Source organism: Flavobacterium salilacus subsp. salilacus, from assembly GCF_004634195.1.
In the GTDB taxonomy this organism is placed as follows: Bacteria; Bacteroidota; Bacteroidia; order Flavobacteriales; family Flavobacteriaceae; genus Flavobacterium; species Flavobacterium salilacus.
The window spans coordinates 174,764-198,740 of record NZ_SKBP01000002.1; the positions used below are offsets into that span (position 1 = coordinate 174,764).

Here is a 23,977-nt window from a genome sequence, read left to right on the forward strand (position 1 = left end):
TTTATATAAATATAAAAAAAGCTCCGTGCATTGCACGGAGCTTTTGGTTTTATAAAACTATATTACTTAGTTTTTCACTACTTTAAACGATGTCGTTTTGTTATCGCTGGCTGCTCTTACTATGTAAGTACCTGCTGATAGCGTTGACATATTTACCTGTACGTTAGTCCCATTTGTGCTTCTTTCCATTACCATCTGACCCAATACGTTATATATTGTTACTGATGTGATGTTTTCTTTAAACTCTATGTTTAATACATCTTCTACAGGGTTTGGATAGTGGGTAAATTTAGCATCTTCAATTACAGCAGTTCTTAATACTTCATCTACTGTTATTGCCAATGCTTCACTCGCACAATCTCCGCTATTTGAAACAGCATAATAGGTCATTCCGTCTTCAAGTACAGTAGTGGTTTCAATCATTACAGTAAGCTCTGCATCACTAAACCAGATTACGTTAGTACCGTCAACCTCAAGATCAGCGATAGTTTCGCCTGCTGTAAATTCTTGGATAGCCTCACCCACAGGTGTTGTTATATCAGTTACAGTTACATCAACTGCTACTCTTGCACTTTCACAACCATTAAGTGTTTGTGATACGTAATAGGTTCCTGTCATAACAGCAGCATCCACAGCAAGAGCTGTTCCGCCTGTTGCAACATCATACCACATTGGCATCTCACCGTTCACTACTGAAAGGTCGGCTACAGTAGCTGTTCCACAAAAATCAAGAGCTTCTACCGTTGGTACAGATGTTACGCTAAGAACAACGGCAACGGCTGTTCTTGTACTTTCACAACCGTTTACGGTTTGCGAGGCGTAGTATATTGAAGTACCTTGGGCTAATACCATATCATCAGCTACAACTGAACCGCCTGTAGGGGCATCATACCAAGTTATATTGTTTCCTGTTACCTCTATATCCGATACGGTAGCTTGACTACATAATGTTTGTAGTGCATCTGCCGTTGGAGCAACGGGTATTGGGTTTACTGTTACCTCAACCATGGTTCTTTCACTTTCACAACCGTTAACGGTTTGCGATACATAGTACATACCTGTAGCAAGTGCTGCATCCATAGTAAGTGCCTCACCTCCTGTTTCTGTTGTGTACCACATTGGCATTTCTCCGCTTGTTACTGATAGGTCAGCTACAGTAGCCGAACCACAGAATGTAAAATCATCTGCTGTCGGAGCAACAGGTGTTTCATTAATGGTTACTTCTACCATTGTTCTTTCACTTTCACAACCGTTAACAGTTTGTGACACATAATATGTACCTGTTGCAAGGGCTGCGTTTGCAGCAAGTGCCGTTCCGCCGGTTGCAACATCATACCACATTACCATTTCACCGTTTACTACTGAAAGCTCTGCTACAGTAGCCGAACCACAAAATAGTTGTGCCTCTGCTGCCGGAGCTACAGGTGTTTCATTAACGGTTACAGAAACTGCAATTCTTGGGCTTTCGCAACCACCTACTATCTGAGATACATAGTAAAGTCCTGTAGATAATTCAGCATCAACTGCAAGTGTTGTTGTTGTTGTTGCATTAGCATACCATATTGCAGCTCCTTCGGTAGTAGCTGTAAGGTCTGCCGCAGTGGCCGAACCACAGAACATCATTGCGCTTGCTGTTGGAACAGATGGTATAGGGTTTACCGCAACTTCTACGGCTGTTCTTTCACTTTCGCATCCGTTGATTGTTTGAGAAACGTAATAAGTTCCTGTTGCAAGGGCTGTGTTTGCAGCAAGTGCTGTTCCGCCGATTGCAACATCATACCACATTGGCATTTCGCCTGTTACTGCAAGATCTGCCACGATAGCCGAACCACAGAACAGTTGTGCTGCTGCTGTTGGGGCGGCAGGTATCTCATTTACTGTTACCTCAACCACAGCTCTTGGGCTTTCGCAGTTGTTTACTGTTTGTGATACATAATAGGTTCCTGTTGCAAGGGCAGCATCTGTTGCAAGGGCAGTACCGCCTGTAGCAACATCATACCATGTTACGTTTTCTCCTATGTTTACTGTAAGGTCAGCAACAGTTGCTTCACCACAGAATAGTTGTTCATCTGCCAATGGTGCAACGGGTATTTCGTTTACGGTTACTTCAACCATTGTTCTTTCGCTTTCACAACCATTTACAGTTTGTGAAACGTAATAATTTCCTGTTGTAACAACCAAACCGTCAAGAAGAACAGTACCTTCTGTTGCAACATTATACCACTGTAGGTTTTCTCCTGTTGCCATTAGGTCAGCCACAGTAGTTAAACCACAGAATAGTTGAGCATCTGCTACCGGAGCAGCAGGTATTTCGTTTACGGTTACCTCAACCATTGTTCTTTCGCTTTCACAACCGGCTATTGTTTGCGATACATAATACATTCCTGTAGCAAGGGCAGTATCAGTAGCAAGTGCAGTTGTAGTATTTGCGTCAGCATACCATGTAGCTGTTCCTTCTATTGCAACAGCAATATCTGCAATAGTAGCCGAACCACAGAACATTTGTGCATCTGCTACGGGAGCAGCAGGTATTGGGTTTACTGTAACACCAATAGCGGCTGTTTCACTTTCGCAACCATTAATAGTTTGCGATACATAATATAAACCTGTGCTTAGCGCATCAGTACTTGCCAGTGCATTATTAGCTGAATCGTACCAATTAAGGTTATAAGATTCTGTTATAACTTGTACATTATCAATCTCCCAAGCTTTAGCATTGTTTGAACCTGTAGAGGAAGTATATTTAAATGCAACAACAAGGTCTGAACCAATTGCACTTGATACATCTAAATCACCGGAGTTAACCCATGCCCAACCTCCTGAGCTTAATGTTGGGGATAAGGTTTGCCAATCTGTAGTTGCTACATCTCCTGTATAGTTTGTAGTATAGAAAACTTCCAGAGTAGGACCATTATAGTTAGATGCTGTGATGAATTTTAAAGTTGCTCCGATAGCATCATCCGAGATTGCAATCGGATCAGAAACCAACCAGTCTAAGTTGTTTTGCTGAAAACCGTTAAGCATCACATACGGAGCGTTAGATGGGTTTCCGGCACTGCTTATTGCCCATACATTTGCACCTTGAAGGTTAATTACATTCCAGTTATTAAGGTTATTGAAGTTATCTGAGAAAATAGTTTCAAATATACTTGTACCTTCTGCTGATAAATCAGCAACTGTTGCCTCTCCGCAGAAAAATTGTGCGTCAGAGGTTGGTGTAGCAGGAACAGGATTGATTGTAACGGTAGCGGCAACTCTTGGGCTTTCGCAGCCGTTTATAGTTTGTGATGCATAATACGTTCCGCCCGTTATAGCTGCATCCATAGCAAGAGGCATACCTCCTGTGGCAACGTTATACCACTGGATGTTTGTTCCCTCAGCCATAAGATCGGCAACGGTAGAGTTACCACACAGGGCAAGATTTTCAACAACCGGAGAGGCTGTAACATTAAGCACCACAGCTACAGCTGTTCTGGCACTGCTTTCGCAGCCGTTAACAGTTTGAGAAGCGTAGTAAATAGAAGTGCCCGGGTTAAGCGCCATATTAGCCGGAAGTGCAGTACCTCCTGTGGCGGTGGTGTACCATAGCACACCTTCACCTGTTATGTTAATATTGGCAAGTGTAGCGTTATTACAAAATGTTTGTATATCATCAGCAATTACAGGTGCGGCAGGTAGCGGGATGAAGGTAACTTCAACCGGTATTCTCATACTTTCGCAGTCGCCTATACTTTGAGAAGCATAGTATGTACCTTCGGATAGCATTGTATCAGGAGCCAGTTCCGTACCACCTGTCTCGGCAGTGTACCAACTGATACCTTCTCCTGTAGTTACCTGTAAATCGGCAACTACTGAACCTACACAAACAGCTTGATTTTCTGCTGTAGGCAGCTCCACAATAGGAACATTAATTGTTATAGGTGTGGCAACGCTGTTAAGCGCGTCAACAAGGGTAACTTCTATAACTAAATTACCGTAGCTCATGCCGGGCTGAGGATCGAATTGTACATATACGGTTACAGTCTGACCATCCTGAATATCTTCCACATAAAAACTACCTGCATCGTAACTCTCTACAGGAAGACCTTCTGTGCCAAAATTAAACCCATCAACCAAAGTAAGTCCGGGTCCGCCAATGTTGGCTGCAGCAAGGTTGGCATTACCGGTTACCGTGAATGTAAATGAGCCAACGATATCTTGTGGTTCTGCATTTAAACATACCGGAGCAAAGTTAAGGTTAGTACTAACAAGGGTAAGTACCGGATCTTGTATGGTTACTTCTACCGCGGTTCTGTCGCTTTCGCAACCATTTACGGTTTGTGATATATAATAAGTGCCTGCAGTTACAGCAGTATCATCAGTCAGTGCAGTACCGCCTGTAGCCTGTGTGTACCACATTGCGTTCTCTGCATTCCCTTCATTAAGATTTTCAACCGTAGCTATACTTGTTAGTGTTTGAGTAATGTCAACAGTTGGTGCGGCAGGTATATCATTAGCGGTTATTTCAACCGATGTCCTTAAACTTTCACATCCGTCAACGGTTTGAGAAAGGTAATAATTGCCCGTTGTTAAGGCATCACCTGCTGCTAAAGGCATTCCGCCTGTCGCTGTATCATACCAGTTATATACAACATCAGGATATCCGGTAAAAACTATATTTTTAAGAATTTCATAATTCGAAGTTTCACCCGGTACATCACTGCTTACCAATTTAATTTTTATATTACCGCTTGGGTCATTTATCGCTACTGTATAAGGATCAAAACCACTTGGGTCTCCAAGGGTACCCGGTTGAAGATTAACCGTAGTTACAAGACTTTCTACACCATTAACTATTTTTATAACCGATAAAGTACTTCCTATTGTTCCTTGTGACATACCATCAAATGTTATTGATTGGATACCATCAAAAGAAGGTGATATTATATGCGCATCAGCCGGATTAGTTGTAAATAATATTACTTCCTGTCCGGAGCCTATAGCTGTATTTTTAACATTCCATACACCCAGAGTATAAGTATAGTTTCCTGTATTAATACCTGTTGGTGCTCCTGCAAAATTTTCGGGTAATAATGGGCTTTCAGGTGTTTCAGGAAGTAAATCTGCTATAGTGGCAGGTCCACAAAAATCCTGAGCATCTGCCAAAGGCGAAGCGGGCAAACTCCCCATTCCTGTTACAGGAATATTAAGTTCTGCTTCAGAATCACTTCCTTGCCCGGCAAGTACTATATTACCGTTATAATTCTGCATTACTGTTGGGGTAAAGTTAACCCATACTGTAATCTCCTCTCCGTTATAATTTGAGATCGTTAAAGTTTCTTCATAAGTCCCTTCCTGAGTGAGTGAATAAGTGAAACCTTCCAGAGCAGCTACCTGTATTGTAGCGTTAGTGCTAAAGTTATCTCCTGTAAAGGTAAAGTAGCCATTTTCCGGTTGATCCAGACAAACATCGGCAAAAGCTAACGAGGAGCCTTCAAGATTAAAATCAGGAAGTGTAGGCGTTACAACACCACTTACAGCAAGTGTTTTAACATGGCTGTATCCGTTGCCTGAAGGTCCACCTTGAGGATAACGTGGTATATTTATAGTAACTGTGCTATTTTCTGTTACTACCTGTGTGTTCGGAGCAAAGCTAAGTGGGCTTATAGTAGTACCTCCTGAACAGCTACTGCTTGAACCAACATTGGTTTCACTACCATTTATTGTAGAACCATTGTTAACTAATTGAAACTTGAACATATTAGACCCCGCATTACTTCTTACTCCCGTACCGGTTACCGAAGTAATGGTAAACTGGTATCCTGGCAAAGCCTTTAGTACCAATGTAGTTACAGCATTAGCCCCATTCTGGCTTGTGTTGCAAGAGGTCTGTCCGTTATACGAAACTACCTGGATACCCGTAGGTACACCCGATGGTCCGCCAAAAGCATGATTTAGGGTATAGGGAGTTTGCCCTAACATTACACTACCCATCATCACAAAAGCAATGACCAGTAATTTCTTAAATAGTCTTTTTCGTAGAAATTTCATCATAATTTTTTTAATTTAATAATCTGTTGTATTTGAATTAATAAATGCAACCAAAATTACGATTATGAGGTTCCCTCGAAGTTTCCTTGAAATAAAATAAACATTAAGGTATTGTTAATCAACTGGTTTTCATACTATTTTCCAGACCTGAACCCAATATGGAGGCAGTACTAAAGTGTACCCTCCCTTTGGAAATTTATAGTTGGCGGAACCCATTATTGATTGTAACTTTTGCAACGGAAGTGTCGTATCGGTTATAGAAACGACTTGCTGCGACCCTGATAAATTTATCATAACAAATATTTTTTGCCCCCCTCCTTCTCTGGTAAAAGATATTACATTATCACTGGTATTAGATATGTTTTTATAATTGCCTAACGCTATGGCAGGCTGCCTGCGTCTTAATTTTATAAGTTCTTTATAAAAGTCCAGTAATGAGTTAGGCGTTTTTTGCTGCTCTTCCATAGAAAACCCATCATTAGTACTCATTAGGTGTTTATCTTTCCAAGGAGCATTATCCATATACCACAATGCTGTTCCTGTGCTTGTTGTATCGGCATACCATTTATAAGATTGTCTTACGGGGATATTCTCTCCGCTTTCAGCAATTTCTGTTTGCTTGCCATAAGTTCCTATTTCCTGACCGTAGTATAATGAAGGTACACCACCCATAAAAAAGTTTAGTGCTGCCATAGCCTTGAGTTTTCCTGATTCAACTCCTTCTGATGAAGCAAACCTGTCCGTTTGAGAATTTTCCAGAAACACTATTTGTTGCTTACCTTCGGTAATAGCTGCAAATGTGCTGTCAGCAGCAGTTATAATTTTCTTTTTGTCAGAAGCAACTATGGCTTCACGAAGTGGGTTAGCATACACTCTGTCGGCACTGCCCTTTGTCAGGCAATCAAAACCATAGCTGTCTTTATCTGCCTGAAGTGCTATTATCTCCAATTCAGGATTTACTTTTTTAAGTCCCTCTGCTAATGGTTTCCAAAATACTGTTAATTGATTTCCCGACATACCTTTCGAAGTATCTCCATCGCCCATGCCTATAAACCTGAAACCATCTACACCCTCTTTACCCATAGCGTCTTCATGTACATATACTAAATGCGAAAGGGTTTCAAGAAAATATTTTTGCACTTTGGGGTTACTAAGGTTTACAGTAACCACCTGCTCTTGTATTCCTTTATACGCAGTATGTTTTTCCTTATCGTTAAGAAAAACGGGGTTTTTATTTTGTTTATCAGTATAATGGATATAGTCTGAATATTGAGAATCAGGATTATTATATGAATCTTTATACCATATATGGTTACCCGAAATATAGCTAAGCTGTACATCCTGATATATCTTCATCTTCCTTAGATGTACGGCTTTCACTAATGATTTATAATCGTCCCAATTACCATAGGCAGTATCTATCTTTTCCAGGTTATGGGGATAATAGTTATGATAAAAATCTGATTGATATATTGGAGAAAGCACTATGGCAGTTACACCCAGTTTGTAGAGCTCATCCAGTTTTTGCTCTACGCCTTTCAGGTCGCCATGCCTGTCGCCATTACTGTCATAAAAACTTCTTATAAACACTTCATACATTATTTCTTGTGCCGAAGTTTCTATCGAAAAGGAGAATAATAAAAATAAAAGTAGTATCTTTTTCATAGCTTATATTGTAACGTTTTTATTCAAATATAAGGTTATTTCTTTTCTCACATAAAATCATTTATCCACACTATAATAATTACTGTAGATTAAATATTTGTATAAAATGAGGTTTAACGTAAAATGCCTATTGATAATTGCTACTTTTGCAAAAACATAAAAACAATACTTTCTACAAATGCTTATCATAGGAATTGCAGGCGGAACCGGAAGCGGTAAAACTACTGTTGTACACCAGATAATGAATGAACTGCCACTGACAGAGGTAGGGATAATATCTCAAGACTCTTATTATAAGGATAATTCATCACTTAGTTTTGAGGAAAGAGCTAAAACAAACTTTGATCACCCAAGGGCTATCGACTTTGAATTACTGGCAAAACACCTTAAAGAGTTGAAAGCAGGAAAAACAATAGCACAACCTGTATATTCGTTTGTTACACACAACAGGACAGAGGACACCGTGATAACCCACCCCAGGAAAGTAATGATAGTAGAGGGCATACTTATACTTGCCGACCCAAAACTAAGGGAAATGTTTGATATTAAAATATTTGTTCATGCCGACTCTGATGAAAGACTTATAAGAAGGTTAAAGCGTGATATTGCCGAAAGAGGGCGTGATATGGACGAGGTATTAAATCGTTATCAGAGCACCTTGAAACCCATGCACGAACAATTTATAGAACCTACCAAAGCACATGCCGATATTATTATCCCTAATGATAAGTATAACACGGTAGCCATTGATGTAGTAAGAGCAGTGATAAACCAGAGGATATTATAAATAATACAAGAAAAAAGTATTACTTTGTATTAGTTCGTAAATTTACAATATGAGATTCTTAGGCAAATTAACCGAAAAATACCCTTTCCTTAAAATAATAGGGAACAGGTACATACTGGTTATTATTTTCTTTGCCGTATGGATGATTTTTATAGACAACTACTCCCTTTATTTTGAGCATCCCGTTTTGGATAAAGAAATTAATGAACTGGAAGAGAATAAGACTTACTACATTCAGGAAATAAAAAAAGACAGTACCAGTATAAAACAACTGAAAAATCCTGACCAGACTGAAAAATATGCGCGTGAAAAATATTATATGAAACGCGAAAATGAAGATATATATATAATAGAGTTTGAAGAAGACGTACCCGAAGAGGAAACAACCAACAAATCACTCTAAAAAAACTTTTGTGCATGAGTAAACATCTTTTTGACGGATTTGAAAAAGTATCGTCTAAACAATGGAAACAACAAATACAATTTGAATTAAAAGGAGCAGATTATAATGAAACGTTAGTATGGGAAAGTCCTGAAGGTATTAAGGTAAAACCCTTTTATCATAATGACGAATTTATACCTGCTGCACCCGCAGGCACAAAAGCTGCTAATTTCAGTATCTGCCAAAACATTTTTGTTTTTGATATCGACAAATCTATAGCAAGAGCAAACGACACGCTGAATCGTGGAGCCGAAAGCATCCGATTTACCATAGATAATGACAAAACAGATGTAGAAAAACTACTTAACGGCATTACTGCTAAGGAAACTCCCGTTTATATAAGTTTAGGCTTTCTTTCAATCGATTTCGTAAAACGTATTGATGCTGTTGCAAAACAAAAAAATCTAACCATATATGTTCAGCTCGATCCCATTGGTAACCTTGCTAAAGAGGGTAACTGGTTCCATAGTATGGAAAAAGACCTCGATATACTAAATACTGTAGCCATAGCGTGCAGTAATATTAGTTTTCTAAGTATCGACGGAAGCCTATACCAAAATGCAGGAGCCGGCATTGTACAGCAAACAGCATATACCCTTGCCCAAGCCAATGAGTATTTTAATACAATAGCCACCATAAACAAACCTATAGTGCTGCAAGTAGCAATAGGCACCAATTACTTTTTTGAAATTGCAAAACTACGTGCTTTAAGAAAACTATTCAGGCTTATTGCCAATGAATACAACCATACCGAAGATTGCCATATAATAGCTACTCCGTCCAAACGCAACAAAACATTATATGATTATAATGTAAATATGCTGCGCACCACTACCGAGTGTATGAGTGCTATATTGGGTGGTGCAGATGCCGTTGCCAACCTGCCTTATGATGCACTGTACCATAAAGATAATGAGTTTGGTGACAGGATAGCCCGTAACCAATTGTTAGTATTAAAACACGAAAGTTATTTTGATAAGGTAGATAATCCTGCCGATGGCGCATACTATATTGAAGAACTAACACAGCAAATCGCAGAAAAAGCATTGACACTATTTAAAGACATAGAAGCCAACGGCGGATTTTTGCACCAGCTAAAAGAAGGCACTATACAACGAAAAATACAGGAAAGTGCAGCAAAAGAGCAGGAACTGTTTAATAACGGAAAGGAAGTACTGCTGGGTACAAACAAATACCCCAATAAAAACGACAAAATGTACCACGAGTTGGAGTTATATCCGTTTGTAAAAACCGATCCCCGAAAAACACTCATAACGCCTATTATAGAAAAACGTCTTGCGGAACAAATGGAACGTGAAAGGCTTAACGAAGAAGAAAAAACCTGCTGTTAATTATACGAAAGTTATGATGAAAAGAAAAGATATACAACATATTCAACTTAAAGACACCCTAACTAATACTAACGCATCAGGAGTAACAGATAACTTTACGACAGCCGAAGGCATTGAACTGAAAAAACAATACACTCTTGATGATATTAAAAATTTAGAGCATATAGGCTTCGGGGCAGGATTTGCACCCAACCTGCGGGGCCCATATACTACTATGTACGTACGTCGCCCTTGGACAGTAAGACAATATGCGGGTTTCTCGACCGCCGAAGAGAGTAATGCGTTTTACAGACGCAACCTCGAAGCAGGACAAAAAGGACTATCCGTAGCATTTGACCTTGCCACACACCGAGGGTACGACAGCGACCACGAACGTGTAGTGGGCGATGTAGGTAAAGCCGGAGTAGCAATTGACAGTGTAGAAGACATGAAAGTGCTTTTCGACCAGATACCATTAGGTGAAATGTCAGTTTCTATGACTATGAATGGCGCGGTACTCCCCATTATGGCATTCTATATTGTAGCAGCCGAAGAACAGGGCGTAGCACCTGAACAACTTTCGGGAACAATACAAAATGATATTTTAAAGGAGTTTATGGTGCGTAACACCTACATATACCCTCCTACTCCATCTATGAAAATTATAGCTGATATATTTGAATATACCAGTAAAAATATGCCTAAGTTCAACTCCATCAGTATATCGGGGTACCACATGCAGGAAGCCGGGGCTACCGCCGATATTGAACTTGCTTATACCCTTGCCGATGGTTTGGAGTACATCCGCACAGGGCTTGCTGCCGGTATGAAAATAGATGAGTTTGCCCCTCGCCTTTCTTTCTTTTGGGCTATTGGCATGAACCATTTTATGGAAATTGCCAAAATGCGTGCCGGGCGCATGCTTTGGGCAAAACTATTACAGCAATTCAATCCGCAAGATCAAAAATCGCTTGCACTGCGCACCCATTGCCAGACAAGTGGCTGGAGCCTTACGGAGCAAGACCCGTTTAACAACGTGGCACGCACCTGTATAGAAGCTGCTGCTGCTGCCTTTGGCGGAACACAATCATTACATACCAACGCCTTAGACGAGGCAATAGCACTACCAACCGATTTTTCGGCACGTATAGCACGTAACACACAAATATTTTTACAGGAAGAAACCAAAATAACTAAAACGGTTGACCCCTGGGCAGGCAGTTATTATGTAGAAAGCCTAACCAAAGAAATTGCCGATAAGGCATGGGCACTAATTGAAGAAGTTGAAGAACTGGGCGGTATGACCAAAGCTATAGAGGAAGGCATCCCTAAACTGCGTATAGAAGAAGCCGCAGCGCGCAAACAGGCGCGTATAGACAGCGGACAGGATATAATAGTAGGTGTAAACAAATACCGCCTTGAAAAAGAAGACCCGTTGCATATACTGGATGTAGATAACCAAATGGTACGTCGCCAACAAATAGAGCGCTTAGAGCAGATAAAAACAAGCCGTGACAACCAAAAGGTAGCCGAATGTTTAGAAAAATTAACCGAGTCGGCAAAAACAGGCAAAGGGAATTTATTATCTTTAGCAGTAGAGGCTGCACGCCACAGAGCCACACTGGGCGAAATAAGCGATGCACTCGAAACGGTATATGGCAGGTATAAAGCACAAATAAAATCATTTAGCGGTGTGTATAGTAAAGAGATAAAGAACGACGAGAGCTTTGAAAAAGCCAAACAGCTTGCCGATCAATTTGCAAAGCTGGAAGGTCGCCGTCCGCGTATTATGATTGCTAAAATGGGACAGGATGGTCACGACCGAGGTGCAAAAGTAGTAGCTACAGGCTATGCCGATGTAGGTTTTGATGTAGATATAGGTCCGCTATTCCAAACCCCGGCAGAAGCTGCCAAACAAGCGGTAGAAAACGATGTTCACATTCTTGGAGTATCTTCATTAGCTGCGGGGCATAAAACTTTAGTACCACAGGTTATTGAAGAATTGAAAAAATATGGTCGTGAGGATATAATGGTAATTGTGGGAGGGGTTATTCCTGCGCAAGATTATCAATATCTTTTTGATTGTGGTGCCGTTGCTGTATTTGGTCCCGGTACTAAAATAAGCGAGGCAGCCATTAAAATTTTAGAAGTACTGATTAAAGGGTTTGAAGAGTAAACTATAAAGTTTTTACAGTTTCGACACAAACTGAAGCACGAATTAGTATCTATATAAAAGCAGTGTTTTTTGCCATAAAAAATAGTTTTTTGTAAATTTGGAATATTACTAACATTCAAATTTTAAACTTTATGGGAAAAGGAGATGTAAAAACAAAAAGAGGAAAAATTTGGCGTGGCACTCATGGTGTAAGGCGACCTAAAGACAAGAATGCTGACAGCAGTAATTCAAAATCTTCTGATGATTAATTCAGCGTATAATGAAAGGTAGCCACAAGGCTGCCTTTTTTTCATCATAAAATATATTTAGAAATGGAAAAACATCATCTTGAAACTCTTTATCTTACAGGTATTGCTCTTCCGCACAAAACTTCTAATACTAACGGACAGTCGATGAAAGATTGTGGACAGTTATGGCAGGAATTTGAAAAAGGTGGATGGTTTGTAAAAATACCCGAAAGGATTGAAGATAAAGTATATGCAGTTTATTATGACTATGAAGGCGACCATACCCAGCCTTACTCTTATTTTATCGGTTGCAGGGTAGCTCCCGGCGCGCCTGTACCGGAAGGCATGGAGAATATAGTGATACCGCCGCGCGATTTTATAAATTTTACCGCCAAGGGTAAAATGCCCGATTGTGTTGCTAAAGAATGGAAAAACATTTGGGAATCGGGAATGCAAAGAGCCTACAAAGCAGATTTTGAAGTATATGACGAACGCAGTCATGATTGGTACGATGCCGAAGTAGACATCTTTATTGGTGTGTAAAGATAATTTTAAGCCAATGTTTATTTTTTATATAAAAACTAATATATTTGCACTCCTTTACAGATTAGGGAATCGGGATGTAGCGCAGCCTGGTAGCGTACTAGCATGGGGTGCTAGGGGTCGCTGGTTCGAATCCAGTCATCCCGACAACTTATAGAAAAACCATCTAAGAGATTAGGTGGTTTTTTGTTTATTTTACTATATAGATATATTTCTGGAATTTCTCATTTTTATTGAGTTTTCTATAAACTAGAGAGCATAATTCAAAATTCTTTGCACTTTTTTCTAACTGATGTTTTAAAAATTAATTCAATATTTAAATTAACCATAGTGTATTAATTTATCGTTATTAATATTATTACTTATTTAATTAAAAAATAAACCTTTTTAAATAACAATACCTAACGTTGGGTATTGTTATTATTCAATTTATTTATATAAACATAAATTTAAAGTTAATTTATTTAACAATTTCATAATAAATAAAAAATCACCTAAAATATTCGCATTGATTAATTGAACCAGCAACAATAAAAATAATTATACGAAAGTTATATTTTTATTTAATAACCAATTAATTAATTATGGAACATCCGATCACTAGTACACTGTTCAGGTTTGTTAAGCTTAGAAGCCCACAGCTTCAAGATGAAACCAAAAAAAACACAACAAATGTTATTCCCGCATTAGAAGGCTATTTTTTTACCGCTTGGGATAATGCCCCCATAGGGACAATTAAAGCCAGTGCTATGAGGCAAGCTGCCGAGAGCTTTTCTTCTCCTTATGAGTCTGTAAACGATGTTAAGGATATATCTGAGAGTCTATATAATTTCTCTCAATGGTTGGCAAAAAATAAAACCAACTATATCGATACCGACTTAGTTGATGAATATGAAAAGGTTACAAAAGGATTAACTGCGCAAGAGCGGGAAATAATGTGGGATAATTTTTATTATCAAGCCATAACCCAAAAATCCTTCTACGTAAAAGAAGCTCTTTCAGAGATGCTGCTTGCTGATCATGCTTACAGACTGGTTGATACTGATATTGAACACTCTTCAGATTATAACAGAGAAGTGGTGAATGCAAAATTGGTATTACCATCTGAACTTTTTTCAGATTACATTAAAGTAGCGACAGACTCAGAAACATCAACAAAATACCAACCGAATATACCAACGGGCTTTTTAAAGTCGCAAATAATAGTTAGTAGTGCTAAAATGAGGATTGAGAATTACGGTGGACTGATAAAAGAACTAAATCGTTCTGAAAATAAATACCGTGAATCTTATTCAGCTACTTATAGTCAGGCATATAAACAATATGAAGAAGACATAGCACCTACCCTCGAAACATATCGCCAAGACCTTGAAAATGCCAAACAGGCTTATTGTTCGGTTCAGAATCCTGATATTCCTTACGACCCTAAAAACCCTTGCCACCAACCTGCTTATGTTCCTTATCCATCGTTACCGGAATTTTCCTTTTCTCATGAGGATGAGATTACTGCTGTTAAAATGGAGGAGGAATTGACTGAAAAAAGCCTTAATGTACTATTGGATGTTTTAGGGTATGACTTTGAGAATGATACACCGGAGGGAAGAAGCGATTTATTAAAATCCTATCCTACCTATAATAGTATTTATCCTGAAGTAGAATCTGCACGAAGAAGTGCAAGTACAGAACTTGTCGAAAATATTTATCCTCTCAACACCACAGTTAATTTTGCTGGCTATGACTATTCCGTAAATAAGGGTTCTCGAATGAAACCTGACAGCTTTAATTTATGCGCAGCGAGAGTAAATAGGGTGTATAACGCATTTACATTAACCATTGGTGTGCCTGATAACACCTGGCAGGTGCTAAAAATAGTAATAACGGTAACAAAGCCTAGTGATAATACATATCAGGAAACTATTAATGCGCCAGTAGTGACTTATAATAATGGAGTTTTATCATTACAAAGCTTCTATACTTATTCAATTCCTCAAATTGGCGGAGATGATAATGATATTCTTGATTTTGAAATTATTTTCACTAACGGAAGTATAAGAAATATTGAAAATATTGATGCTGAAATGACTTTATGTACTTCAGGTACCGCGCTGGGTACTGATCCTGCGTATAATGAGGTAAATACTAATCCACCTTTTGTACCTAGTAAGTTTGGATTTAGAGATCTCGGGGTGGCAGATTACCTAAAAGTAGAACAAACTGTCCAGTGTTATGTTGAGGGAGAAGTCTCGCATATAGAAAATATTATGGCACGTGAATATAAAGAGCGAGCCACCCGAATGTTGAGGAGAACTGAAGAGACAACAACAGTTAGTAGTGAAACGGAGCAGGAAAGGCTAACTGACACAACGACTACAAACCGCCATGAATTACAATCCGAAATAAGCAGGGTAATCTCTGAATCTAAAGATTTAGGAGCATCCGTAACAGCTAATTATGATGGAGGTGGTAGCTTTTCAGTATCTACAGGGCTTTCTTATGCTACTAATACATCTCAGGAAAATAGTTCCCGGCTTGCAGAAACTACTGCACAGGAAATTACAGAACGTGCTACAGAGAGAATAGTTTCTAAAATTAAAGAAGAACGGATTTCCAAGATTATAGAAGAGTATGAAGAGAACAACAAGCATGGGTTTGATAACCGTTTTGGTAGCCAGCATGTTGTAGGAGTATACCGTTGGGTAGACAAATTATATAAAAACCAGATTTGGAATTACGGTAAGCGTATGATGCTTGAGTTTATGATACCTGATCCTGCTGAATTACATCTTTTAGGAATGGAAGAAGAAGGTGTTCAAAATAATGAAATAGAAAAACCTAGAAATCCCAGAAAACCAAATGATCCTGCTCTTGATCCATATGCAATAATTAATTACGCCTCTTTAACCGAAGAAAAAATTGCTTACTGGACAGGGTATTACAATGTAGAAATAGAACCAAAGCCAGCGAATACTATTAAAGTAGGGGAAGGATTTAAAATTCGAAGTGATTCAAAAGAGAAAGGAGCAGCCGAATCAGACGCTGGAAAAGTAACTATCCCAGAAGGATATAAATCTAAAAAGGCTTATGCTTCTTTTTCAGCAGTAGGAGACGGTAGTACTCCTGCAGCATTCGATCTAAGAATTGGAGGTGTAGGTAGTACAATAGCAGGCGATGGATGGTGGACGCAGGGTGAAATTATGAATGCCTCAATAGAAATCCCTGGATTCAGAGAAGAAGTACCTATTTCATATTTATTAGGTGGTTATACTGCAGGAGATATAAATGTTACTATTGAGTGTGATGTCACTCAAGAGGCAATAGATAATTGGAAAATAAAAACTTTTAATGCACTTATCAATGCATATGAAGAAGCATTAGCCGAATATAACGATAAGTTATCAGCACAACAACCAACCGTAACACAAAAAGAAACAAATCCGGGATTTTATAGGCAGATTGAGAATTTAGTGTTACGTAAAAACTGTATCTCATATCTTATTAGACAGATTGCAGGAGGCTTTGCCTATGGTGCTAATATGACAACAGGTGATTCTTTCGGAAACTTTGAAGTAAACCTTAGCCAAGGGCTGGATAATTACACCAATACGGTTAAATTCTTAGAACAGGCATTTGAATGGGATATAATATCATACAATTTCTATCCTTATTTCTGGGGCAAGCGCGATAACTGGGCTAAAATGTATCAATTTGATAAAAGTGATGATCCGCTCTTCCGTAGCTTTATGCAGGCAGGTATGGCAAGGGTTGTGGTTACAATAAGACCTGGTTTTGAAGAAGCTGCTGCCCTTTACCTGACCACAGGTTTTATATGGAACGGTGGTACAGTACCTACAATTGGAGACCCTCTGTATCTTGACTTGGTAGCTGAAGTAACCAGAGAAGAACCACCTAAAAAAGAAGGCAAAGCATGGATAACAAGGCTACCTACTACACTTACCATACTGCAAGCCGATAGTATTGGCTTGAAGGTAGAAAAAGCATTGCCTTGTAATTGCGGGGAGGAAGATGAATTTGAAGAAGGAACTGTAATACCTTGTAATTCTAACTTTGAAATTACCAATGCACAATTAGGTAATGAAGGGCAAACCGCAAAAATACAATTTATATTTCATGATCTTGACCATTTGAGAGTGGAGGATGGTGATGTTTATGATGTTGGCACTTATGATGATAGAGGTTACTTCCCAAGAATATACGAATCTATGGGGGAAATTATAACCATAAATCGTGATGCCTCATGGCAGCCGGAAGACAGCGTATCAATAGTTTATGAGCAACTTGCCCAGCAGCTTTCAGCTATAAACGGTATAGAAGCTCAACAGCTATTTGTTAATAGCTCTCAGGGACATAACAACCCTGATGGTATTAAGTTTACAATAGATACTGCTGTTATACCTGATTTTATGTTTATCAAAAAAAATTCGGAGGGAGGTTTTGACCCAGACTACGATATGCTAAGAGTTATAACCGGTAACGAAAGTGTTAGGATAATATATGGTGGCTATAATGTAACAGGACGACTGCAGGATAAATCGGGTATTCCGATATACGATTTCGAGTTAAATACTTTATTGCCTATAGCCAAATTTAAAGTATGAGTTTAAAAAGAGAAAATTTAATATGGCAGCCCGATAAGGTGCTGCGATACCTTTTTGGCGAACTTAAACAGAAAATAGAAGTAATATCTCCTGTATATAATATATACCTTTATGGCAGCAGGGCACACACAGCTTACGGCGACTGGGGCACTGCGCTGGACGGTAAAGACTGGGATATACTAATTGTTTGCCGCTTTCCTATTGTTAATACTAAAGTATGGACTACAGATCTTGGTTATTATATAGACCTTAAAGTAACTGATAAAAAGGGAGCGGATACTTTTTTTAAATATCAAAAACACTGGATTGAGATGTATCCGGAAAATAATTTAAAGAACAGTGAGTAATTTTGATGATATTTTTAGTGGAGAAAACCAGCCTTTTCTCAATTCCGGTAGCGAGTTCCTTTCATTCGAAAATTTGGGTTTAGGATCTGTCGGGAATAACAGTTTCGAAGATATACAAGGCTATAGAAGTATCTTGGAGATAAATAACGAGTATACTCTAAACAATTCCCCGTTTGGTAAAAGCAGCTTGTTTTATGAGCCGGACTATGAAGATAAGTATATTGATTTTCCAACATTAATTGAATTTCTTAAAATAGATAAAGATGCTAAGTTTGATTACCGCAATTTTATTGGCACTTCTGAACGATATATTACTAAAAATGTATCTTTTGGGAAAGATGCTATATTTGACCGTATGGCAGGAATATCTACAAGCTATACTATTAAAGAAATATATGAGGCAGAAAAACCTATAACAAATAGATTGGGCTCAAGATATTTACAGTTAGAGGGTAAATTAAATAAAGAAGAAGGCGTTATAAATCTTAAAAAAGATTCAGAAAATGATGTAACTGTTGGGCTTGATTTTGAATTTGACCTTTCCAGAAGGAAAGTTATATACAAGGCTTATTTTTATTATGTTGGCACTACTCGTTATCTAGTAGAGAAAGACAGTAAAGGAGAAATTGCCGTCATTATAAAATCTTCTATTTATGAGGATTTCGAAGAGTTATTAAAATTATGTAATCTTAATAGTAACAGCAATTTTCAAAATAAAGTTAAAAATGCCTTTTTGGAAGCATTAAAGAAAACAGAAGAACTTGATAATAAAGGCTATTACGGAGACTATAATTATGAAAAGTTTTTCAGGTTAAACTGGTTGTACGAGTACATACCAAGATTTGTTGCCGAGGAGCTGGACTTTGCTAATACTTTAAGCAATGTATTTGCCCTGACTGAGTTTGACCATAGGGATAGGCTTGGGAATGATACCACTAGAGGGGTAGCAAAAATATTAACTAAACTAAACCCTGAAACGACGTATGATTACTTTAATAAAAATCCGCAACAGTTAATAGATTTATTTCATGAGTTTGACGACGAAAATGCGATTAAGGAGTTTTGTACTTACTTTACAGGACTTTCCTTCCTTAAGGCAGGGGAAGATATAAACCCGAGGACATTTACCGTTAGTGAAGATGGGAATTCCCATATTGAAACTAATATTTTGTTTGGTGATGAAGAAGGAAAAGTAGAAATTACAAATGAACTTCAACTACCTGTTTTTAGGTTTGATGGTTTAGGAATATTTACGTACTTGTTTGGAGAAGATGTTGAATTAAATAATCCTGACAGCAAATCGAACCAATTCCACCCCCTTGACATCATATACATTAAAAAATTTGATGCAGACCTTAATGAGGTAGAAATTATACCTACCATTGCACTATATGGTAAATACTTAGGCGATAAAAGGGAGTGGAGTGATGTAACAGATGTGGCATTGGCCGTAGTAGATATTATTAGTATTATTACCAGTGGTGGGGCACTCTCGGCAGGAGTGCGCGGGGCAGCACGATTATTTGCTGTAATTGATATTGCCGTTAGCACAATTAACTTAGGCATAACTATACCCGGTGTTAAGGAAGAGCTGAATAAAACAGAAGCCGGCAGGTGGTTTGTTTCTCATTGGGGAGTTCTAAGTTTTTGTTTTAGCGCAGGTACAATTTCTTACTATCTTGCAAAAGGTATTATTAAGCATGCTGCAAAGTTTAAAGAACAGGTAAAAAACAACAAACAACTTACAAAGAAAGTAGATGATTTAGTTCAAGAGAGTGAAAAAGTAATTGATAATGCTGATGAATTAGACTTTTTGGCTAAATGGGGAGATGATGTACCTGTGAGCAGAAAAGGTTATTTAGGTAGTCCTACGCTTAGAAGAAGTAGAATTCAATACTGGTATAAAGAAATTAAGGCATTAAATAAGGAAACCGAATTAGTAATTTTGCCTAAAGAGCATAAATTACTAAAGGGCAATAGAGCAGCATTTAATCCATTTACAAACAAGATATATGTTCAAAAAGGAATGACAGAATATGAGATTTTCCATGAATATAAGCATCTAGAGGAATATACAAAATTAGGTAAAGAAGAATACATAAAAGGCTCAAAAGCTTTAGGAGGAAGTCCTGAGCAGCAACTAATAAGAGAATATAAAAGGGAGAATTATGTTTATCAAGAAATTCTTAAAAGCAACAATAAGTTTAGTCAAAAAGAATTAGACAACGCAAGAAAATATATAAATAAGATTATTAAAGATTGTGAAATGAATGGCATCAACATTGATAAACTTTAAATTTTAAAATCATGAATATAAAAGAAAAATTAATAGATGATATAAAAAAGTTTTTAGAAAAGCATGATTATAGTATTGAAAATCGATTTGAGTTTTATGATAAAGAAACCGAAGAGTTGAGAGATGGTGTTTCAAAAGAAGTATATGTCATATCATTTTCCTTCGCAGACTATATAGAATATGATTCTAAAGGTAATATTGCAGATTATATTGAAGGAAAACGTGCATTTGCTTATTATGATGCTGAGACTTTAAAATTGTTATATATATTAAAAAATAACGGTTATTTAGAAACGGATGGTACGTTTTAATCAGAATAATTTTAACAATATAAAAGCTATCAAATGATAGCTTTTTTTATAAAAAAACACAGCAAGCTCTTTACCTGCTGTACGAAAAGAACTGGAAAAAACAGAAGGCGGGCGATGGTTTTTAACCAACTGGTCTATTATAGATTTATGTTTTAGCGGGGGTACAATTTCTTATTATCTTGCAAAGGGTATTGTTAAGTATAGTAACCAACTTAAGAAAGTTAAAAATAATAAGTTTGTAGAGCAAATTGATGAGTTAGTTGAAGAGAGTAGAAAGGTTGCAGATGAAATTGATGAATTAGACTTTTTAGCTAAATGAGGAGATGATATTCTTGTAAGTAGAAAAGGTTATTTAGGTAGCCCTACGCTTAGAAGGATTAGAATTCAATATTGGTATAAGGAAACTAAGGCATTAAACAAGGAAACTGAATTAGTAATTTTGCCTAAAGAGCATAAATTACTTAAGGGCAATAGAGCAGTATTTAATCCATTTACAAACAAGATATATGTTCAGAAAGGAATGACAGAGTATAAGATTTTTCATGAATATAAGCATCTAGAAGAATACATAAAAGGTTCAAAAGCTTTAGGTGGAAGTCCTGAGCAGCAACTGCTCCATCATATTTTGCATCGGTTACTTTAAATTCGCCATTCTCCTGCTTAGCGATTGCAGCAAAAACTTCGTTCATCTCTTTAGATTTATATAAAAGAAATTAAATATAGATTTTTTTCTTTAAAAATCACCCTCACAAAACATTATGTAAGCATAACACTATAATTATTATCTTTACGATATAACATAATCCTATAAAAGAAATGAACTATACCAATAAAATGCTGCGCGATGGCGCACTTAATGATAAAGTTATTGTAGTAACCGGTGGCGGAAGCGGACTGGGCAAAGCCATGACAAAATATTTTATGGAGCTTGGTGCTAAAGTGGCAATTACATCACGCGACTTGGAGAAATTACAAAATACCGTAAAAGAACTGGAAGAAGAAACAGGCGGAAAGTGCCTTGCTGTGCAATGTGATGTACGCCATTATGATGAAGTTGAAAACATGCTAAAGGCAGTGCTTACTGCTTACGGACGTGTTGATGTATTGCTTAACAATGCTGCGGGTAACTTCATCTCTCCTACCGAGAGGCTTTCGGCTAATGCGTTTGATACTATTATAGACATTGTGCTTAAAGGTTCTAAAAACTGTACACTTGCATTTGGTAAACACTGGATAGATATAAAACAGGAAAACTCCAACATACTTAACATTGTTACTACCTATGCCTGGACAGGTTCGGCATACGTAGTGCCAAGTGCTACCGCCAAAGCAGGCGTGTTGGCAATGACGCGAAGCCTTGCGGTAGAATGGGCAAAATACGGCATACGCACCAATGCTATTGCTCCCGGTCCCTTCCCTACCAAAGGCGCATGGGACAGACTGCTACCGGGTGACCTGAAAGATAAATTTGACCTTGCTAAAAAAGTGCCGCTAAAACGTGTGGGCGACCATCAGGAGCTTGCTAACCTTGCAGCCTATTTGGTTTCTGATTTTTCAGCCTATATAAATGGCGAGGTAATAACTATAGATGGCGGCGAATGGCTGAAAGGTGCAGGGCAGTTTAACCTGCTGGAAGCGATACCCGAAGAGATGTGGGACATGCTTGAGGCAATGATTAAAGCCAAGAAAGACAAATAATTAGCTGTAAACAGCCGCATAATAGCTGATATTTAAAAAAATATCAGCTATTTTTTTTATTCTATTTAGATTTGATATAAATAAATATAATATATTTGCACCGAGAATACTATTTTTAATAAATCTAAATAAATCATTTGTCATGAAGAAAAATTTACTTCTGTTCGCTTCATTATTTACAGGATTATTTGCATCTGCACAAGAGGATTATACAGCAGTAACTATTCCGTTACAACCCTCTTATACCAATCAGGTATTTTTCCAATTTTCAACTAATACACAAACGGCTGCAGCAGTTGATAGCTGGGATTTGGCCTTTTTAAGAATTTCTTCAATGGATATTGGCATTCGCGTTAACGATAGCCGAGGCACACAGGTTTTTGAAGCATCAAACGATGTTAATGACTGGGCTGCCATTGATGTAACTGAAGAGGCTAACTGGACACCACTATACAATTCAGAAACTACATGGTTAACAGGAGCTTTTGACACAGGATCTGCTGATTATGGCTGGGGCAATTATAACCCGGTAAACCACCATGTAACAGGTGCTGTAATTTTTGTACTTAAATATTCAGCAGAATCATACAAAAAGCTGATTATTGAGGATTACTTTGGTGGATATACCATCAAATATGCAACTTGGAACGGTACTGCATGGGGAGATGACGTAACAAGCGTTATCCCTAACGGAACTTCTAATTATACTTTCAATTTCTTTTCGCTTGATACAGATGAAACTGTAACAGTGTCTCCTGAAGATTCTGATTGGGATCTTGCTTTTGGAAGATACTACGGTAACATAGGGACTGATGAAGAGCCTACTATGTATTTGGTAAACGGAGTATTAAACAACTCCACTACAGTAATTGTAGCACAAATGGATGAAACCGCAGTTACTGAAGATGAGCCTACAGCTCCCGCTGAAGAGGCTTATACAGAAGAAATCAATACTATTGGTGACGACTGGAAGACATTTAACATGGAAGCTACCCCTCCTGCTTATGATATTGATCCTGAAACAACATACTATGTAAAACATACTGATGGTAACATTTACAGAGTATATTTTACTTCTTTTGAAGGATCAAGCACAGGTAACCTTAGCTTTAACTACAAGAATATTACAGCAACAGCAGGCTTAGAAGACCTTAACAATAACGTAAGCTTTGGCTTCTACCCTAACCCAACTACTGATAAAAGAATTACATTGATGTATGATCTTAAAAACTCAGTAGCTGAGAAAAATACCGTAAGCATCTACTCTGTAACAGGTGCAAAAGTATTTGAAACAGAAGTTACCAACAACTCCGGTTTTTATACTAAAGAGGTAAACCTGTCATCTTTAACATCAGGTATATACATTGTACAAATGCAATCGGGTAACTATACCGAATCTAAAAAATTAGTGATACGCTAAGGCGATATAACACTTTTTACTATCAAAGCCGGAGGAAATATTCTCCGGCTTTTTTATTTCTTAATGTTAACAAATTCCATTTTCAGAA

General features: G+C 37.9%; 15 protein-coding genes and 1 tRNA gene. 13 read left to right on the forward strand and 3 right to left on the reverse strand.

Annotation, left to right across the window (positions count from 1 at the left end):
- Positions 1-66: 66 nt before the first annotated feature.
- Together E0W68_RS03855 and E0W68_RS03860 are read right to left on the reverse strand one after the other, a co-directional pair.
- Positions 67-6,033: an Ig-like domain-containing protein gene (locus E0W68_RS03855; RefSeq protein ID WP_135218095.1), complete on the reverse strand. Its 5,967-nt coding sequence runs from the start codon at positions 6,031-6,033 to the stop codon at positions 67-69.
- Between the two features lie 126 nt (positions 6,034-6,159).
- On the reverse strand, positions 6,160-7,695 hold the full coding sequence (locus tag E0W68_RS03860; RefSeq protein ID WP_135218096.1) for an alpha-amylase family glycosyl hydrolase: 1,536 nt from the start codon (positions 7,693-7,695) through the stop codon (positions 6,160-6,162).
- A gap of 178 nt (positions 7,696-7,873) precedes the next feature.
- On the opposite strand from E0W68_RS03860, the gene udk reads away from it, so the two are divergent.
- The 11 genes from udk to E0W68_RS03915 all read left to right on the forward strand — a co-directional run bounded on the left by udk (position 7,874) and on the right by E0W68_RS03915 (position 20,771).
- Positions 7,874-8,482, forward strand: a complete 609-nt coding sequence (gene udk / locus E0W68_RS03865; protein WP_135218097.1) for a uridine kinase — start codon at positions 7,874-7,876, stop codon at positions 8,480-8,482.
- Positions 8,483-8,531: 49 nt separating this feature from the next.
- Entirely contained in the window at positions 8,532-8,885 is a 354-nt protein-coding gene (locus E0W68_RS03870) for an FtsB family cell division protein (RefSeq protein ID WP_135218098.1), read from the forward strand.
- Positions 8,886-8,899: 14 nt separating this feature from the next.
- Positions 8,900-10,276 carry a methylmalonyl-CoA mutase subunit beta gene (locus E0W68_RS03875; protein ID WP_135218099.1) on the forward strand — a complete coding sequence of 459 codons (1,377 nt, stop codon included), beginning with the start codon at positions 8,900-8,902 and terminating at the stop codon, positions 10,274-10,276.
- A gap of 16 nt (positions 10,277-10,292) precedes the next feature.
- Complete coding sequence (gene scpA, locus E0W68_RS03880; protein WP_135218251.1) at positions 10,293-12,431, forward strand: methylmalonyl-CoA mutase; 2,139 nt, start codon at positions 10,293-10,295, stop codon at positions 12,429-12,431.
- Between the two features lie 131 nt (positions 12,432-12,562).
- Entirely contained in the window at positions 12,563-12,679 is a 117-nt protein-coding gene (locus E0W68_RS03885) for a 30S ribosomal protein THX (RefSeq protein ID WP_135218100.1), read from the forward strand.
- A 63-nt stretch (positions 12,680-12,742) separates the two neighbouring features.
- Positions 12,743-13,201, forward strand: coding sequence for a GyrI-like domain-containing protein (locus tag E0W68_RS03890; RefSeq protein ID WP_135218101.1), 459 nt, complete (start codon positions 12,743-12,745; stop codon positions 13,199-13,201).
- A gap of 73 nt (positions 13,202-13,274) precedes the next feature.
- Positions 13,275-13,348 (forward strand) — tRNA-Pro (locus E0W68_RS03895).
- Between the two features lie 437 nt (positions 13,349-13,785).
- A complete protein-coding gene (locus tag E0W68_RS03900; RefSeq protein WP_135218102.1) occupies positions 13,786-17,817 on the forward strand; it encodes a hypothetical protein in 4,032 nt (1,343 codons plus the stop codon).
- On the forward strand, positions 17,814-18,164 hold the full coding sequence (locus tag E0W68_RS03905) for a nucleotidyltransferase family protein (RefSeq protein ID WP_135218103.1): 351 nt from the start codon (positions 17,814-17,816) through the stop codon (positions 18,162-18,164). The genes E0W68_RS03900 and E0W68_RS03905 overlap by 4 nt, the downstream gene beginning before the upstream one ends.
- Positions 18,157-20,460 (forward strand): zincin-like metallopeptidase toxin domain-containing protein, encoded by a 2,304-nt coding sequence (locus E0W68_RS03910; RefSeq protein WP_135218104.1) that lies wholly within the window; start codon positions 18,157-18,159, stop codon positions 20,458-20,460. Before E0W68_RS03905 ends, E0W68_RS03910 begins: the two co-directional genes overlap by 8 nt.
- An 11-nt stretch (positions 20,461-20,471) precedes the next feature.
- Positions 20,472-20,771, forward strand: a complete 300-nt coding sequence (locus E0W68_RS03915; RefSeq protein WP_135218105.1) for a hypothetical protein — start codon at positions 20,472-20,474, stop codon at positions 20,769-20,771.
- A gap of 491 nt (positions 20,772-21,262) precedes the next feature.
- Here the strand turns inward: E0W68_RS03915 and E0W68_RS03920 are convergent, their stop codons facing one another.
- The gene (locus E0W68_RS03920) at positions 21,263-21,460 is read right to left on the reverse strand and encodes a hypothetical protein (RefSeq protein WP_135218106.1); all 198 of its coding nucleotides are present in this window, start codon (positions 21,458-21,460) and stop codon (positions 21,263-21,265) included.
- A gap of 127 nt (positions 21,461-21,587) precedes the next feature.
- Between E0W68_RS03920 and E0W68_RS03925 the strand changes: the two genes are divergently transcribed.
- Together E0W68_RS03925 and E0W68_RS03930 are read left to right on the forward strand one after the other, a co-directional pair.
- Positions 21,588-22,469, forward strand: a complete 882-nt coding sequence (locus E0W68_RS03925; RefSeq protein WP_162845796.1) for an SDR family oxidoreductase — start codon at positions 21,588-21,590, stop codon at positions 22,467-22,469.
- Positions 22,470-22,611: 142 nt separating this feature from the next.
- A complete protein-coding gene (locus E0W68_RS03930) occupies positions 22,612-23,889 on the forward strand; it encodes a T9SS type A sorting domain-containing protein (RefSeq protein ID WP_135218107.1) in 1,278 nt (425 codons plus the stop codon).
- Positions 23,890-23,977: the final 88 nt, after the last annotated feature.